Source organism: Bifidobacterium bifidum ATCC 29521 = JCM 1255 = DSM 20456 (genome assembly GCF_001025135.1).
GTDB classification, from domain to species: domain Bacteria; phylum Actinomycetota; class Actinomycetes; order Actinomycetales; family Bifidobacteriaceae; genus Bifidobacterium; species Bifidobacterium bifidum.
This window is the reverse complement of sequence record NZ_AP012323.1, coordinates 1,223,554-1,239,207: the sequence shown is the minus strand read 5'-3', so window position 1 is coordinate 1,239,207 and position 15,654 is coordinate 1,223,554. Positions and strand designations below refer to the sequence as shown.

Below are 15,654 nucleotides of genomic sequence, written 5' to 3'. Positions count from 1 at the left end.
GAACCGCCGCCCGGCATGATGTGTCACTGAGTGCCGGGCGGTACGGCCATCACCTCGATCAGTGACACGATTACCATCGTCCAGCGTCATCGTAGGCGTCAAGGATTTGCGCAGTCAGGATCCAGCGGGCCTGCGATGATGCCGGCCATTTCATCGGCCTTCGTGATTTCATCACCCATATATCTTTCCCCGATGACTGTTCCCAAGAAGGAGAACCCATGACCAGCACTGGCCGCTTCACATTGCCCAGTGAAGAGAACTTCGCTGAAAAAACCAAGGAACTTGCTGAATTGTGGGGCGCTGATGCCATCCGTAATTCCGATGGCACACACCTTGACGAGTCCGTGCTCGCACTCGGCAAGAAGATCTACAGCGCCTACTTTCCGACCCGTGCACACAACGAGTGGATCACGCTGCACATGGACGAGACCCCGCAGGTGTACTTGCTCACCGGGCGCGTCCTGGCGGAAGCGGACATCGTGGATGTTCCCCTGATGGACGGCTTCTTCGAGGAGCAGCTCAAGCCGAACCGTGACGCCGACCCGCACAAGTACTGGGAAGTCGTGGACCGCACCACCAATGAGGTCGTGGATGCCTCCCTGTGGACGCTTGATGAGGACACCGATACCGTGCATGTCTCCGGCGCGACGCCGATGCACGAGTACACGGTCTCGTTCCTCGCGTACATCATCTGGGATCCGGTCGAGATGTACAACCACCTGACGAACGGGTGGGGCGACAAGGAGCACGAGATTCCGTTCGATATCTACCACCCGGCGACACGCAAGTTCGTGTTCGACACGTTCGAGCAGTGGCTCAAGGACAACCCGCAGGTGGATGTCGTGCGTTTCACGACGTTCTTCTACCAGTTCACGCTGCTGTTCGACCAGAAGCAGCGCGAGAAGGTCGTGGACTGGTTCGGCTGCGCCTGCACCGTGAGCCCGGCCGCGCTCGACGACTTCGAGAAGGAGTACGGCTACCGCCTGCGCCCCGAAGACTTCGTAGATGGCGGCGCCTATAACTCTGCGTGGCGCGTGCCGCGCAAGGCCCAACGCGACTGGATCGACTTCCTCTCCGGTTTCGTTCGCACCAATGTCAAGAAGCTCGCCGACATGTCGCACGAGGCCGGCAAGGAAGCGATGATGTTCCTGGGTGACCAGTGGATCGGTACCGAGCCGTACAAGGATGGTTTCGAGGATCTGGGCCTGGATGCTGTCGTCGGTTCGATCGGTGACGGCACCACGACCCGCATGATCGCGGACATCCCGGGCGTGAAGTACACGGAGGGTCGTTTCCTGCCGTACTTCTTCCCCGACACGTTCTACGAGGGCAACGACCCGAGCATCGAAGGTCTCGACAACTGGCGTAAAGCGCGTCGTGCCATCCTGCGTTCCCCGATTTCGCGTATGGGCTACGGCGGATACCTGTCGCTGGCCGCGAAGTTCCCGAAGTTCGTCGATACCGTCACCCACATCGCCGACGAGTTCCGCGACATCCATGACCGTACCGGTGGAGTCGCCGCCGAAGGCGAGCTCAACGTGGCGATTCTGAACTCGTGGGGCAAGATGCGTTCGTGGATGGCGTTCACGGTCGCCCACGCGCTGCCGAACAAGCAGACGTATTCGTATTACGGCATTCTGGAGTCGCTGTCGGGCATGCGCGTGAACGTGCGGTTCATCAGCTTCGATGACGTGCTGGAGCATGGCGTCGCCGACGACATCGACGTGATCATCAACGGTGGCCCGGTCGACACCGCGTTCACCGGTGGAGACGTGTGGAAGAACCCGAAGCTGACCGAGACCCTGCGTGCCTGGGTGCGCGGCGGCGGAGCATTCGTCGGCGTTGGAGAGCCCAGTTCGCTGGCCCGTTTCCAGGCTGGTCGTTTCTTCCAGCTGGCCGACGTGCTGGGCGTGGACGAGGAACGCTACCAGACGCTGTCGGTGGACAAGTACTTCCCGGCCGTCACGCCGGAGCACTTCATCACCGCCGACGTGCATGTCGATCCCGCCGCCCGCGAAGCGTGGGAGAAGGCCGGATACCGCATCCCGCTGTCGGGCTGCGGCGGTGGCCAGGGCATCAAACCGCTTGGCGGCATCGACTTCGGCGAGCCGATCGCGAACACGTTCCCGGTCAACGAGGACGTGACGCTGCTGCGTGCCGACGGCGGTCAGGTGCAGCTCGCGGTCAACGAGTACGGCAAGGGCCGCGGCGTATACGTCTCCGGTCTGCCCTATTCGGCCGCGAACGCCCGTCTGCTGGAGCGTGCCCTGTTCTGGGCCTCCCACAACGAGGACAAGTACACGGCATACAGCTCCACCAACCCCGAGTGCGAGGTCGCGGTGTTCCCCGATGCCGGCCAGTACTGCGTGATCAACAACACCGACCGTCCGCAGTCCACGGATGTGGCTCTGCCTGACGGTTCGGTCGAGCATTTCGACCTCGACCAGAGCGCCATCGCTTGGCGCAACCTCTGATCTGTGCAGTCCCCGTCCGTCCCACGGCATGATGCGGGACGGACGGGGACAGATGGATCGGACAGCAAGACTTGAGGATCAGGGCTTCCGTGCTTTCCTTCTCCTTCCTCCGGAGGCCCTGACACTCAGACCCATCGGTGGGGCAAGGCATGACGATATGCCTTGCCCCACATATTCGTCAAGGATGTGCGAACCGCGCATATCCGCTGTTACGTAAGGACACAACACATGACAGTGCAGGATACAGCACAGCAGACACCTGCCGACCGCTTCCGCGTCGGCATCGACATCGGCGGCACCAAGATCGAGGCCGTTCTCGTCGATCCGCAGGATAATGTTCGCAACGACGTGCGCATTCCCGCACGACGCGGCAACGCGCAGGTCATCGACGATGTCGTATCGATCACCCATGAGGTGGCCGGCGATCTGTTCGATCAGGTCGCCACGGTCGGCATCGGCATCCCCGGACAGGTCAATCCAGAAACCGGTCGTGTCGACAACGTCGTCAACCTCGACATCGATACGCTGGAGCTTGGTACCGAAGCGGGCAAGCGCCTCGGTATTCCCGTGCACGTCGAGAACGACGTCAATGCGGCCGCGGTCGGCGCCGCGCGTATGGTCGGCGGATCCCACCCCGAAGGAACCATCGTGTTCCTCAACTTCGGCACCGGACTCGCCGCGGGCATCGTCGTCGACGGCGTCGTCCAGCACGGTTTCAGCGGGGCCGCCGGCGAGATCGGCCATATCCCGATCGACCCGAACCGCTTCCCGTGCCCCTGCGGGCAGAGCGGCTGTCTTGAGACCGTGTGCTCCGGAGCGTCGGTCGGTCGCCACTGGCCGGTCGAAGGCAAGCCTCCGATGCCGGATCTCATCGAGTGCGCCCGTCGCGGCGAGCCTGACGCCCAGCGCATACTCGTCATGGTCACCCACGCCATCGTCGACGCCGTGCAGATCGTCGCACAATCCTATGACCCGCGCATGATTATCTTCGGCGGTGGCATGGCGAAGACCGGCCAGCCGCTCATCGACGTCACCCTGGACGAATTGCGCGTGCGCGAGCGCACCTGCCCGTTCCTGACGGGCCTGCATCTCGGCGAACGCATCAAGCTTGCGCAACTCGACCAGCCGGTCGGAGCGCTGGGCGCCGCGTGGGCCGCGCCGGAGGCCTGATAGGCACACCGGTACCGGCGACGGAGTTTCCAAAACCACCCGGGCCGCACGGCCGGATGTGAGCAGAACATGAATCGAGGGCCGCTCCCTGAACGGGGGAGCGGCCCTCGATTCATATCGCAAGGACCTTTCGGTGGTTCTCTCAGTGACCGTTCTCGATGTAATGATGAACCACGTCGATGGCGGATCCGCGCAGCGCGATATCCGAACCCACCTGGCACCGTCGCACGGAGGTATGCTTGTGGAACTTCGACGACGACACCATGTCCACACGGCGCTGCGTCGCCTCCAGGAACGCCGCGTTCACGATGTCCGGCGGGCCATACACGCATATGTCGTTGATGTCGAGCAGGCCGATTGGCATGGCGAGCGCCGCGGCGAGCTGCTCGCCGCAGGATCGGATGATGTCCAGCTGCTCCTCGGGCGTCGACGCGCGGCGAATCCGCTCGCGAATCACCGGCGATGTGACCATCGTCTCCAGGCACCCGCGTTTGCCGCACGGACACAACACCCCCGACTCCGGGTCGAGGGAGATATGCCCGATCTCGCCTCCGGCATGGTTCTGCCCGATCACCGTCACATCGTCGATCAGCGTCGCGGCACCGATGCCACGGTCGATCTTGATGAACAGCATGCTCTTGTCACCATGCCCGAAGAATCGCTCCGCGAGCATGGAGCAGACGACGTCGTTGCTGATGGTGACGGGGAATCCGAAACGACGTTCCAGCATGCCTCTCAGATCAAGGTCCCGCCATCCCAACACCGTCGATTCGCGAATGACACCGTCCTCGACGACACCAGTCGCCGCTATGCCGATGCCGATGATCGTGTCGGCGTCGATGTCGGTGCGCAGCTGGTCGACCAGCTGCACGATCATGTCCGCGTTGATGTCGTTATCCGGTCCGAGCGCCATTTCCATGCGCTGCTGTGGCGTGCCCAGCAGGTCGGTCACGGCTCCCTGCACCAGATGCTCCTGGGACAGGTCGACGCTGATGATGTGCAGACGCGACGTGTCGATGCTCAGCAGCGTGCCGCGCTTGCCCTTGCCGGAGGCGTTGACGTCGAAACCGCTCTCGCAGATCAGCCCTTCGTCGAGCATGCTGTTGGCGACTCCCGATATCGCCACGCGCGAGAGTCCGGTCTGCCGCCCGAGGTCGGCGCGGGATAGTTGCCCGTTCGGGAACAGCAGCCCGAACACCAGGGAACGGTTGTTGCGGCGCACGTCGGCGGGACTTGCCTTCGTCGTCCTGCCGGGCGTGTGCAGGGGGAACGAGATGGTGTTGGCGTACGAAGTCATTGGTTCAGTCGTTTCTTGTCAGAGCGCCCATGATTCGGATCATGCGAGCTGCGGTGTGGTCATGTTCAAATCCACAGTCTTTATATTATAGCAATAGAAAAGGGGATTCAGGAACTATAAACGCCGAAGAATGGCGGTTTGTCATTTATGTAACTATAATTAACAAATAACGGTGCGTATGCGCCGACAGCTGCTGCGTCGCAGTGGCACAGCAGCTTCAGATAGGGGGTCGTTGTGGCGGTGAAGACCGGCGGCAACCTGCGGCACAACAAGGAAAAGAGGGTTCCACATGACTGACATTGATCCGAAACTGGCGGCCATCGTCGATCAGTTCGCCATCGACGGCGACGTCAAGGGCATCACCGCATACGGTGACGGCCACATCAACGTCACCTTCCTGATCAACACGGATCAGCACCGGTACATCCTGCAGAAGATGAACACGGACATCTTCCCGGACACCGTGCACCTGATGCGCAACATCGAACTCGTCACCGCCTACCTGCGCTCCAAGAACCAGGAGACGCTCGACATCGTCCCCACCAAGGACGGCGCGAGCTACATCGAAAACGAGGAGGTGGACGGCGCCTGGAGGATATACAAGTTCATCGAAGGCACCATCTCCTACAACCTCGTCCCCAACGCCGACGTGTTCCGCGAGTCCGGCGCCGCGTTCGGCGAGTTCCAGAACTTCCTGGCCGGCTTCGATGCCTCCCAGCTGACCGAGACCATCGCCCACTTCCACGACACGCCGAGCCGCTTCCGCGACTTCAAGGCTGCGCTGGAAGCCGACAAGATGGGCCGCGCCGAAACCTGCAAGCCGGAGGTCGACTTCTTCCTCGCCCACGAAGACCAGTACTCCCGCATCATGGACGGGCTGGCCGACGGCTCCGTTCCGCTGCGCGTCACCCACAACGACACCAAGCTCAACAACATCCTGATGGACGCGAAGACCGGCAAGGCCCGTGCCATCATCGACCTCGACACCATCATGCCGGGTTCCATGCTGTTCGACTTCGGCGATTCCATCCGCTTCGGCGCGTCCACCGCGCTTGAAGACGAGAAGGATCTCGACAAGGTCCACTTCAGCACCGAACTGTTCCGCGCCTACGCGGAGGGCTTCGTCGGCAAGGTGCGCGACAGCATCACCGACAAGGAGGCCGAGCTGCTCGCGTTCGCCGGCAACATGATGACGATGGAATGCGGCATGCGCTTCCTCGCCGACTACCTCGCCGGTGACACGTACTTCGCCACCAAGTACCCCGATCACAACCTCGTGCGCGCTCGCACCCAGATCAAGCTCGTGCAGGAGATGGAGCAGAAGGCCGACGAGATTCGCGCCATCGTCGACGACGTCATGGAAAGGACCGCCCGCTGATGACCACGGAAGAGAAGAAGGACGACTGCGCCTGCGGCGGACTCGACGCCGTCTACGCGAGCATCGACGCGCTCGTCGACTTCGCGCGCAAGCGGCTTGAACTCGACCCGCGCGATGCCGACTGGACGCGCAACCGCATCTTCGAGCTGTTCTCGCTCGACTCGTACCGTCCCACCGGCGCGACCAGCGACGACACGCTGCCCGATGACCTGCTGACTCGGTTCCGCGCCGCGGCCGTCGCGGCGGGGCTGTTCGACGCCGACGAAGGACCCGTGTACGCGGACATCGTGATGGGCATGCTCTCCGGCACGCCGTCCGCCGTGCAGGACCGGTTCGAGGCAGTGGAACGCGAACATGGCGGCATGGAGGCCATGCGCTGGTTCTACGACTACTGCGTCGCCAACAACTATGTCAAGAAGGGCGTGCTCGACAAGAACCCGCGCTTCGATTCCCACGGCCTGGTCATCACCATCAACCTCGCCAAGCCCGAATTCAAGAACATGAAGAAGGCCGCCGCGGGCAATTCGGTGGCCGGCGGATACCCCGCATGCACGATCTGCCATGAGAACGAGGGTTTCGCGGGGCGCAACAAGCGCACGCTGCGCACCATCCCCGCCACACTCGGCGACGAACCGTGGTTCTGGCAGTTCTCCCCGTACGGGTACTTCTACCAGCACGGCATCTGCGTGAACGACGAGCACACGCCCATGCACGTGAGCCGCTCCACGTTCGGGCACCTGCTTGACTTCGTCGACCGGTTCCCCGGATACTTCCTCGGGTGCAACGCCGCGCTGCCGCGCATCGGCGGCTCCGTGCTCGCCCATGACCATTACCAGGGCGGCGGCGAACTGCTGCCGATGCACAAGGCGGCCGCCTGGGCGACGATGACGCTGCCGGAATACCCGGACGCGACCATCGAGATCCTCGACTGGCCCGGCACCGCCGTGCGCGTGGTCGCCAAATCGCGCGACACGATCATCGAGGTGTGCGACAAGATCCGCGAAGGCTGGATCAACTACTCCAACCCCGAGCTGGACATCATCTGCGAAGGCGAGGACGGCAAGCGCTCCGCGGTGTCGCCCAGCGCGATCATCACCGAGCGCGGCTACGAAATGAGCCTGATCTTCCGCAACAACTCGGTCAGCGAGGAACTGCCGGAAGGCATCTTCCATGCGCATCCCGAGTTCTGGCCGGTCAAGCAGGAGCCCATCGGCCTGATCGAGGCGCAGGGGCTGTTCATCCTGCCCGGCCGTCTCATCAACCAGCTCGGCCTGATCGAGGACGCCCTCGCCGAGGGCAAGCCGCTGCCGGAAGAGGTCGGCGAGTTCACGCTCGAATGGGACGAACTCACCGCGACACTGAACGGCGAGCGCGACCGCGACGCCATCCACGCCGCGGTGCAGGACGAACTCGGCAGCGTATGCGAGCGCATCCTGGGCAACACGGCCGTGTTCAAGCACAAGGAACTCACCCGGGACTTCATGGAAGGCCTCGGATTCCATACTCAGCATTAGAATGACTGTTGGAGTCATCCACAGCTGTTTTTCAAGGAGGAACACATGACTACCATTCTGGTAACGGGCGGCGCGGGCTACATCGGTACGCACACCGATGTCGAGCTGCTGAACAAGGGGTACGACGTTGTCTGCGTGGACAACTACAGCAACTCGTCGCCCAAGGCGCTCGATCGCGTCGAGGAGATCACCGGCAAGACCGTCAAGCGCTACGAGGGCGATGTCCGCGATGAGGCGCTGATGGACCGCATCTTCACCGAGAACGACATCGACTGGGTGATTCATTTCGCCTCGCTCAAGTCCGTCGGCGAGTCGGTCGCCAAGCCGATCGAATACTACGACAACAACCTCAACAGCACCATCGTGCTGCTCAAGGCCATGCGCGCCCACGACGTCAAGAAGGTCATCTTCTCGTCGTCCGCCACCGTCTATGGCACGCGCAAGGAGCTGCCGCTGACTGAGGAGAGCCAGATCGGCGGCACCACGAACCCGTACGGCACGACCAAGTTCTTCGAGGAGCAGATCCTGCGCGACGTGCACGTTGCCGACGACTCCTGGACCGTCGTCATCCTGCGCTACTTCAACCCGGTCGGCGCCCACGAGTCCGGCCTGATCGGCGAGGATCCGAAGGGCATCCCGGCAAACCTGACCCCCTACATCGCCAAGGTTGCACTCGGCGAGCTCAAGGAGGTTCAGGTGTTCGGTGACGACTATGACACGCCCGATGGAACCGGCGTGCGCGACTACATCCACGTTGTCGATCTGGCCAAGGGCCACGTCGCCGTCATCGACAAGGTCGAGAGCCCCGGCGTGTTCACCTACAACCTGGGTACCGGTCACGGATACTCGGTACTTGAGGTCATCAAGGCGTACGAGAAGGCTGCCGGCCACGCGATTCCGTTCGCGATCAAGCCGCGTCGCCCCGGCGACATCGCCGCCTGCTACGCCGACTCCTCCAAGGCCGAGCGTGAACTCGGCTGGAAGGCCGAGCTCGGCATCGACGACATGGCTGCGTCGTCGATGAATTGGCAGACCAAGAACCCGAGCGGTTACCGCGACGCCGAGTGACATCGGCCCGTGCGATCGGCCGATCGGCGTGATTTGATCGTCTGGCCGTCTTACGAATGATGCCCGGTGGCTCCTGAGATTCAGGAACCACCGGGCATCATTCGTTTTTTGCCGTTGATATTCGCCGGAACGTTGGCAAGGTCATGGGTCAAGTCGCGTTTGCGTGCTTAAGTGCGCGTCGGAACGACGAGTGCGCGAACATAGGAACGCAAAACCGGTGGTTTGCGTGCTTAAGTGCGCACGGTCGTCGTTCCGGCGCGCACTTAAGCACGCAAAAGGGTACGGACAGGCCCGATATGTGTGGTGTTTGTTCAGTGGATTGCCGTGAAGTGATGCGTGTGTCGGCAAGGCGTACCGAAGGAAGCGGTACGAGGGTACCGCGACTGAGGAACAACGCAGCCGACACTCCATCACTCCTCGGCAACGAGGTCGAGATATGAATCGTTCCACAGATCCTCGTCCCCGTCGGGCATCAGCAGGACACGTTCGGGGTTCAGGGCCTGGACTGCGCCCTCGTCGTGGGTGACGAGGACGATGGCGCCTTCGTATTTGGCGATGGCCTTGAGGATTTCGTCGCGGGAGGCGGGGTCGAGGTTGTTGGTGGGCTCGTCGAGGAGGAGGACGTTGGCGCGGGAGGTGACGAGCGTGGCGAGGGCGAGACGGGTCTTTTCGCCGCCGGAGAGGACCCGGGCGGGTTTGAAGGCGTCGTCGCCGGAGAAGAGGAAGGAGCCGAGGATGGAACGAGCCTGAGTGTCGTTGAGCTCAGGGGCGACGTGGGTGAGGTTCTCAAGCACGGTGGCGTTGAGATCGAGGGTGTCGTGCTCCTGGGCGAAGTAGCCGATCTTGCAGCCGTGGCCGTATTCGACGACGCCGGTGTCGGGGTCTTCGATGTGGGCGAGCAGGCGCAGGGTGGTGGTTTTTCCGGCGCCGTTGTAGCCGAGGATGACGACGCGGGAGCCCTTGTCGACGGCGAGGTTGACGCCGGCGAAGACGATGTTGGAGCCGTATGCCTTGGAGATGTCCTTGGCCATGATGGGGGTGCGGCCGCAGGGTGCCGGTTCGGGGAAGCGGATGTCGGCGACCTTGTCCTGCTTCTGGGCATCGGAGGTCTCGGACAGGAGCCGTTCGGCGCGGCGCATCATGTTCTGGGCGGCGACGGCCTTGGTGGCTTTGGCGTGCAGGCGGATGCCCTGCTTCATGAGCCGGTCGGCTTTTTTCTCGGCGACCTCGCGTTCGCGGCGACGACGCTCCTCGTCGACGACGCGCTGGTGGAGGTAGGCTTTCCAGCCGAGGGAGTACATGTCGATCTGGCCGGTCTGCGCGTCGAGATGCCAGACCTTGTTGACGACTTCGTCGAGCAGCTCGGTGGAGTGGGAGATGACGAGGAATCCGCCTTCGTATTTCTTGAGGAATCCGCGCAGCCATTCGATGGAGTCTGCGTCCAAGTGGTTGGTGGGCTCGTCGAGAATGAGGGTGTCGGCATCGGAGAAAAGGATGCGGGCGAGTTCGATGCGGCGGCGTTGGCCACCGGAGAGGGTGCCGAGGGGACGCTGCATGACGTCCTGGGGGAGGCCGAGGCTGTCGGCCATGGCGATGGCCTCGGATTGTGCGGCATAGCCGCCGGCCTTGTCGAAGTCCTGCATGGCTTTGTCGTACCGGTTCATGGCTTTGGTCATGATGTCCGGGTCCGGGTTGGTCATGTCTTTTTCGGCTTTGCGGATGCGGCTGATGATGGAGGCGATGTCGCGGGCGCTCATCATGCGGTCGAGCGCGGTCTGCTCCTGGTCGGCGGCATGCGTGTCCTGGGGGAGGTAGCCGAGCTTGCCGGATACGCGCACCTTGCCGCTGGTGGGGAGCATGTCGCCGGTGATGACGCGGGTGAGTGTGGTTTTGCCGGCACCGTTGCGACCGACCAGACCGATCTTGTCGCCTTTGGCGACGTGGAAATCGGTGGGATGGAGCAAGGTGCGCGCGCCGATCTGAATCTCAAGTCCCTGCGCCTCAATAGCCATGTGTCCCGCTCGTCTTTCTGTTGTTGTCCGTATTCGTTGAAGTCCAACCGTCCATCATAGCGAACACGTGCCGACTGGCGGTCAGGGTACTGGCTCAGGGGTGTCTCGGGGTTGTCATCCCCGCGGATCATAAGCCGTTTCGTCCCCGTGGTCGATGGCCGGGAAACCTTACGAATCCTAATGTTTATGGTGATGTTGCGATGACGGCAGACCAGTGAAGGAGCGACAGGCATGGAACGGATGATGACGGGAGATGGGCGCGTTCGGACGTTCGCCGAGTGCCGGAACAGAAGGAACCGCAGGACGCTGCTGCGCGTGTCGGTCGTGCTGGGCGTCCTGCTTGCCGCCATACTGGCGCTGCTGTTCTGCCTGGGGCGTTTCGCGGGCCGGGGGCCGTTTGCGCCCGGCGTCGCGCAGGCGAAATACTCTCCGTCGAGCTGGAGTCTGATTGTCGTCAACCGGTGGAACAGGATTCCCGACGACTATCCGGCACCGAAACTGACCAGGCTCAGCAACGGCGAGAGCGTGGATTCGCGCATCTACCCCGATCTGCAGCGCATGTTCGATGACATGCGTGCCGCGGGGCTTCACCCGGAGGTCACGTCGGCGTACCGTACGGAGGCCGTGCAGCGGCAGCTGCTGGACGAGAAGATATTCCTGTATCAGAACGAGGGCGCGTCGAAGGAGGAGGCGAGAAGACAGGCGTCTCAATGGGTGGCCGAGCCGGGGACCAGCGAGCACGAGCTGGGCCTGGCGGTGGACATCAACGCGAGCGGGGCCACCGGCACCAAGGACAGCGTCAACGAGCACCAGTGGCTTGCAGACAACGCGTGGCGGTACGGATTCATCCTGCGCTATCCGCGAGGGAAGACCGACGTGACCGGCAACGCGTATGAATCATGGCATTACCGGTATGTGGGAGCCGAGGCGGCGAAGGCGATGCATGAGTCCGGCCAGACGCTTGAGGAGTACGCGAAGTAGCTGGACGGGCCGTTGCCGCAGTATCAATCTATGCCGACGCGATGGTGATGGTGGCGCGGAACGATTGCTCGTCCGGCCTGTCCAATTCCAGCGTCGCGCCCATGGCCTCGCATGCGGCGTCGGCGATCGACAGGCCTAGGCCGACGCCGGGCTCGGCGCTGATGCGTGAGTGTTCGCCGCGGTGGAACGGCTGCTTCAGATTCATCAGATCGTCCGGCAGCGTTTCGTCGGTGCTGTTGGTGATGGTCACGATGATGGCGCAGTGCTCCTGCCTCGCGGCGATGTCGAGTGTGCCCGAGCTGATGTTGTGCATGATGGCGTTACGCAGCAGGTTGCCGATGGCCAAGTCCATCAGCGATTTGCTGGCCTGGACCTGCACGTCGCTTGCGACATCGCGCGTGGTGACGAGGATGTTGCGCTTATCGGCCTGCTCCTCCACCTCGGCCAGCTCGTCGTCGATGAAATCGGCGAGCTGCAGGGCGGTGACGTCCTCGGCATCGATGACGCCGCTCTGGATGCGCGAGAGCGTGAGCAGTGCCTGCACGAGGTCGCTGCCGCGACGGTTCGCGGCGAGCGCCCGCCTGATGGCGGGCTCCACGTCGGCCGGGAAACGGCCTTGGGACAGTGGGGCGTCCAGATTGGTCGCGACGGCGGCGATGGGTGTTCGCAGCTCGTGGGAGGCGTTCGACACGAACCGACGCTCCGCTTCCGTGGCGTTCTGCAGTCGGTCGAGCATGCCGTTGATGGATTCGATGAGCTTGCCGATCTCGTCATCGCTGCCGTCGGGGGCGATGCGAGCGTTGAGATCGCCGGGCTTCAACGCCTCCACCTGCTTGCTGATCTTGGCCACGCGTTTGGACAGGCGAGAGCCGACGAGCCAGGACGCGATGAGCGAGAGCACGGCGAAAATGATGAACGTGCCGATGGAGATGAACTGCATCATCGTGATGAAGGAGTCGGTCAGGGCGCTCGCCGTCTTGCCGATATGCGTCACCTCAATCTTGGTGACGGTGGACTCCGGGTCGGAGGTCTCGACGGTATCCTGCTGTACCGAGGGCATCGGGGAGCGGACGGCGGTGGCGGAGCTGCCGACGGCGTTCGGCTCATCCTCCAGATCGAGGTCGGAGCTGGTCTGGTTCTTGTCGAAGTACACCGTGATCAGTTCGCCGGTGTCCTTGTCGGTGCACATGACGATGTTGTTCTTCTGCTGCCGTGCCGCCTGTGAGACGATGATGTTCTGCGTGATGATGACGGTGGCCAGCATCGCCAGGGCGGCGATGGATATGGTGGCGATGAGCCGGCCTCGGAACGTCGACGGCCAGGGGAATCGGCGGCGACGGTGTGTATGGCCATTGCCGCCGGCGGTGTCTTTGGCGGCGGCCGTTGCCGCGGCCGTGTCGGTGACCGGGGCCGCCTCCGAGGTTGCGTCTGAGTCTGTTGCGGCGTCTGCTGCGTGTGATGCGGTCATGACAGACGGTACCCCTTTCCTCTGGTGGAGGTGATGCCGTTGCCCTCGCCGAGTTTGCGTCGCAGCGAGTATACGGTGGTTTTGATGGCGTCCGTGAGGTCGGTGGCTGATGCGCCCGCCCACACGGTGTCGAACAGTTCCTCGGCGTTGACGTAGCTGCCGTCCGCCTTCATGATCTCCAGCAGCACGCCGTATTCCTTCGGCGACAGGTTGACGGGCTTGCCGTCACGGGTCACGGTGTGACGGACCGTGTCGAGGACGATGCCGTTGTGTGAGAATTCGGTGCCGGAGAAGTCGCCCTTACCGGCACGGCGTTGCAGCGCCCGTATGCGCGCGAGTAGCTCGGGATAGGCGAACGGCTTGATCAGGTAGTCGTCGGCCCGAGTTCGAGACCGTTGATGCGGTTCCTGACCTGCGCTGCCGCGGTGAGCATCAGCACGGACACGGGGATGTCGTTCGAGGCGATCGTCTCCATCACCGCGTCGCCGGACATGATCGGCAGGTCGCGGTCGAGCAGCACGATGTCGATGGATTGCTCGGCGAGCATGCGCACCGCTTCCAGCCCGTTGTATGCGACGCGGGTCGCATACCCCTCGAACCGCAGCGCGTCGTCCAGCGCGGCGGCGAGGTCACGGTCATCTTCGACGATCAGTATGCGCATGGGAACCTCCTCGGATACGTAGGTTGCGTGAGAGCCAATCCGTTTCCATTATTGTCGCGGTTTTCGGAGCTGAGTGAGCATCCGGCGGCTGGTCATGGAACACTCAAACGTTATTAAGAGGATACGATGAAAGTTGTATAGGAACCATGGTCGGCATGCAATGAATGGTATCGTATTCCGCCATCGGAGTATGAAGATGGGCATGGTCGCCCATCCGGCTTGTTCAACGGATCTCTTACTGGAAAGAAAACGCTTATGAGTGGTAAACGGTTGATGGGGGGGGCTGACATGCGGCGTTGTGCTATGTGAGGGAATGTCGCGCCAAGGGACTCACCTTGGTCAAGGATCCCGCACGTACCGGAAGGAGTGACAAGCCTGGCAAAGGCTCTGTCATCGTCGGCGACGAATGGGCGTTCTCGCAATACTCGGACTAGGAGGAGATGATACGCCGGATTAGTGCGATCTGCGTGCGCACGAAATCAGGCAACGACGAAAGGATTCGCCGTATCCTCGCCCACGCGGCGAACATCGGCGGCTCCGGCGTGTACGTCACCGCGTCGGCTGACCTGTCACAGGCGAGAAACACCGAGGACGACTCGCTGACGACGCTGGGCCTGATGATCGGCATGATAGCGCTGATCGTGGGCGGCATGAGCATCGCCAACATGATGATCGTCACGGTCTGGAACGACGAGACGAAATCGGCTTGCGACGGGCACTGGGCGCTGCGCAGCGAATAGATGGCGGCGCGTGCCGGATTCGTGCGTCGTCTTGCAGCGAATATTGTGGCATCGCACAACGAATACCCGTCAAATATGTGGAGTATTTCGTCAGCCGGACATGAAATGGCGGTATATTGAAACCATCATATTGGACTGACACAGAAAGAAGTTAGCCATGACATATCCGCAGCAGCCCGGCCCGCAGCAGCCGCAAGCCCCGCAGCAGCCCGCATATCAGGCGCCTTATGGTGCTCCTCAGGCTCCTCAGGCTCCGCAGCAGCCCGCCGGATACCAGTATCCGCAGGGGTATCCCCAGCAGCCCGGCTACCCGCAGCAGCCCGGCTACGCTCCCCAGCCGCAGGGGCCGAGCTTCCTCGACACGATGAACGTGCGCGCGGTCACCAAGATCTCCGCCATTCTCATGGTCGTGTTCATCGGCATCGAGACGTTCCTGTCGTTCCTCAGACTTGTCGATGCCGGCAACAACATGAGCGGATTCGGCTACAAGCTCCTCTTCGGCTCGACTCCGTGGCTCATGCTCACCGCAATCCTGGCGGTGTGGGTCATCGGTCTCAACGTCGTGCAGCACGGACCGCAGTGGTTCAAGATGGCCGCGTTCGTCGCCATGGTCGCGGCCGCCGGCCTGAAGGTGCTCGCGTGGCTCATCTACCTGTTCTCCGGCAATTCCGGATATTACGGCTACGGTTACTCGGACGGTGCCGCCACCGCGATTGCGTGGATTGGCTTCTTCGCGCTGCTCGGCCTGCTTGCTCAGGTGATTGTTCTGCTCGTCGGCTGGCTGCAGCAGCGGGTGTGAGGGCGTGTGCATGATCGTGTGACGGTCGCGGAACGGCCGTGATGCGGTTTCGCCGTGCAAAGCCGGATGGTCTGATGGCCGTCCGGCTTTTG

13 protein-coding genes are annotated in these 15,654 nt (G+C 62.6%); 8 read left to right on the top strand and 5 right to left on the bottom strand.

The features are described from left to right. Nucleotides 1–218 precede the first annotated feature (218 nt). Together gnpA and BBBF_RS05200 are read left to right on the top strand one after the other, a co-directional pair. Entirely contained in the window at nucleotides 219–2,474 is a 2,256-nt protein-coding gene (gnpA, locus tag BBBF_RS05205) for a 1,3-beta-galactosyl-N-acetylhexosamine phosphorylase (RefSeq protein WP_035139486.1), read from the top strand. Nucleotides 2,475–2,702: 228 nt separating this feature from the next. Continuing rightward, nucleotides 2,703–3,644: an ROK family protein gene (locus BBBF_RS05200; RefSeq protein WP_017143424.1), complete on the top strand. Its 942-nt coding sequence runs from the start codon at nucleotides 2,703–2,705 to the stop codon at nucleotides 3,642–3,644. A 142-nt stretch (nucleotides 3,645–3,786) separates the two neighbouring features. Here the strand turns inward: BBBF_RS05200 and BBBF_RS05195 are convergent, their stop codons facing one another. Continuing rightward, nucleotides 3,787–4,941, bottom strand: coding sequence for an ROK family protein (locus BBBF_RS05195; RefSeq protein ID WP_003819272.1), 1,155 nt, complete (start codon nucleotides 4,939–4,941; stop codon nucleotides 3,787–3,789). Nucleotides 4,942–5,230: 289 nt separating this feature from the next. Between BBBF_RS05195 and BBBF_RS05190 the strand changes: the two genes are divergently transcribed. The 3 genes from BBBF_RS05190 to galE are packed head-to-tail and all read left to right on the top strand — an operon-like array spanning nucleotide 5,231 to nucleotide 8,901. Next, entirely contained in the window at nucleotides 5,231–6,319 is a 1,089-nt protein-coding gene (locus BBBF_RS05190; protein ID WP_021648397.1) for a phosphotransferase enzyme family protein, read from the top strand. Then, entirely contained in the window at nucleotides 6,319–7,833 is a 1,515-nt protein-coding gene (locus BBBF_RS05185; protein WP_013389960.1) for a UDP-glucose--hexose-1-phosphate uridylyltransferase, read from the top strand. The genes BBBF_RS05190 and BBBF_RS05185 overlap by 1 nt, the downstream gene beginning before the upstream one ends. A gap of 45 nt (nucleotides 7,834–7,878) precedes the next feature. Continuing rightward, nucleotides 7,879–8,901 (top strand): UDP-glucose 4-epimerase GalE, encoded by a 1,023-nt coding sequence (galE, locus tag BBBF_RS05180; RefSeq protein ID WP_021648398.1) that lies wholly within the window; start codon nucleotides 7,879–7,881, stop codon nucleotides 8,899–8,901. Nucleotides 8,902–9,311: 410 nt separating this feature from the next. Here the strand turns inward: galE and BBBF_RS05175 are convergent, their stop codons facing one another. Continuing rightward, on the bottom strand, nucleotides 9,312–10,913 hold the full coding sequence (locus BBBF_RS05175) for an ABC-F family ATP-binding cassette domain-containing protein (RefSeq protein ID WP_003813299.1): 1,602 nt from the start codon (nucleotides 10,911–10,913) through the stop codon (nucleotides 9,312–9,314). Between the two features lie 231 nt (nucleotides 10,914–11,144). Here BBBF_RS05175 and BBBF_RS05170 point away from each other — a divergent pair, with 231 nt between their 5' ends. Continuing rightward, nucleotides 11,145–11,894: a M15 family metallopeptidase gene (locus tag BBBF_RS05170; protein ID WP_003813295.1), complete on the top strand. Its 750-nt coding sequence runs from the start codon at nucleotides 11,145–11,147 to the stop codon at nucleotides 11,892–11,894. 28 nt (nucleotides 11,895–11,922) lie between these two features. On the opposite strand, the gene BBBF_RS05165 is transcribed toward BBBF_RS05170, so the two are convergent. From BBBF_RS05165 to BBBF_RS10300, 3 genes are all read right to left on the bottom strand, one after another. Beyond that, complete coding sequence (locus tag BBBF_RS05165; RefSeq protein ID WP_021648399.1) at nucleotides 11,923–13,362, bottom strand: sensor histidine kinase; 1,440 nt, start codon at nucleotides 13,360–13,362, stop codon at nucleotides 11,923–11,925. Further along, on the bottom strand, nucleotides 13,359–13,598 hold the full coding sequence (locus BBBF_RS10305) for a winged helix-turn-helix domain-containing protein (protein WP_021648400.1): 240 nt from the start codon (nucleotides 13,596–13,598) through the stop codon (nucleotides 13,359–13,361). The genes BBBF_RS05165 and BBBF_RS10305 overlap by 4 nt, the downstream gene beginning before the upstream one ends. Before the next feature lie 128 nt (nucleotides 13,599–13,726). Further along, entirely contained in the window at nucleotides 13,727–14,023 is a 297-nt protein-coding gene (locus BBBF_RS10300) for a response regulator transcription factor (RefSeq protein ID WP_021648401.1), read from the bottom strand. Between the two features lie 440 nt (nucleotides 14,024–14,463). Between BBBF_RS10300 and BBBF_RS05155 the strand changes: the two genes are divergently transcribed. Both BBBF_RS05155 and BBBF_RS05150 read left to right on the top strand, forming a co-directional pair. After that, the gene (locus BBBF_RS05155; RefSeq protein ID WP_003813289.1) at nucleotides 14,464–14,763 is read left to right on the top strand and encodes a hypothetical protein; all 300 of its coding nucleotides are present in this window, start codon (nucleotides 14,464–14,466) and stop codon (nucleotides 14,761–14,763) included. Nucleotides 14,764–14,920: 157 nt separating this feature from the next. After that, nucleotides 14,921–15,562, top strand: coding sequence for a hypothetical protein (locus BBBF_RS05150; RefSeq protein WP_021648404.1), 642 nt, complete (start codon nucleotides 14,921–14,923; stop codon nucleotides 15,560–15,562). The last annotated feature ends 92 nt before the right edge of the window (nucleotides 15,563–15,654 follow it).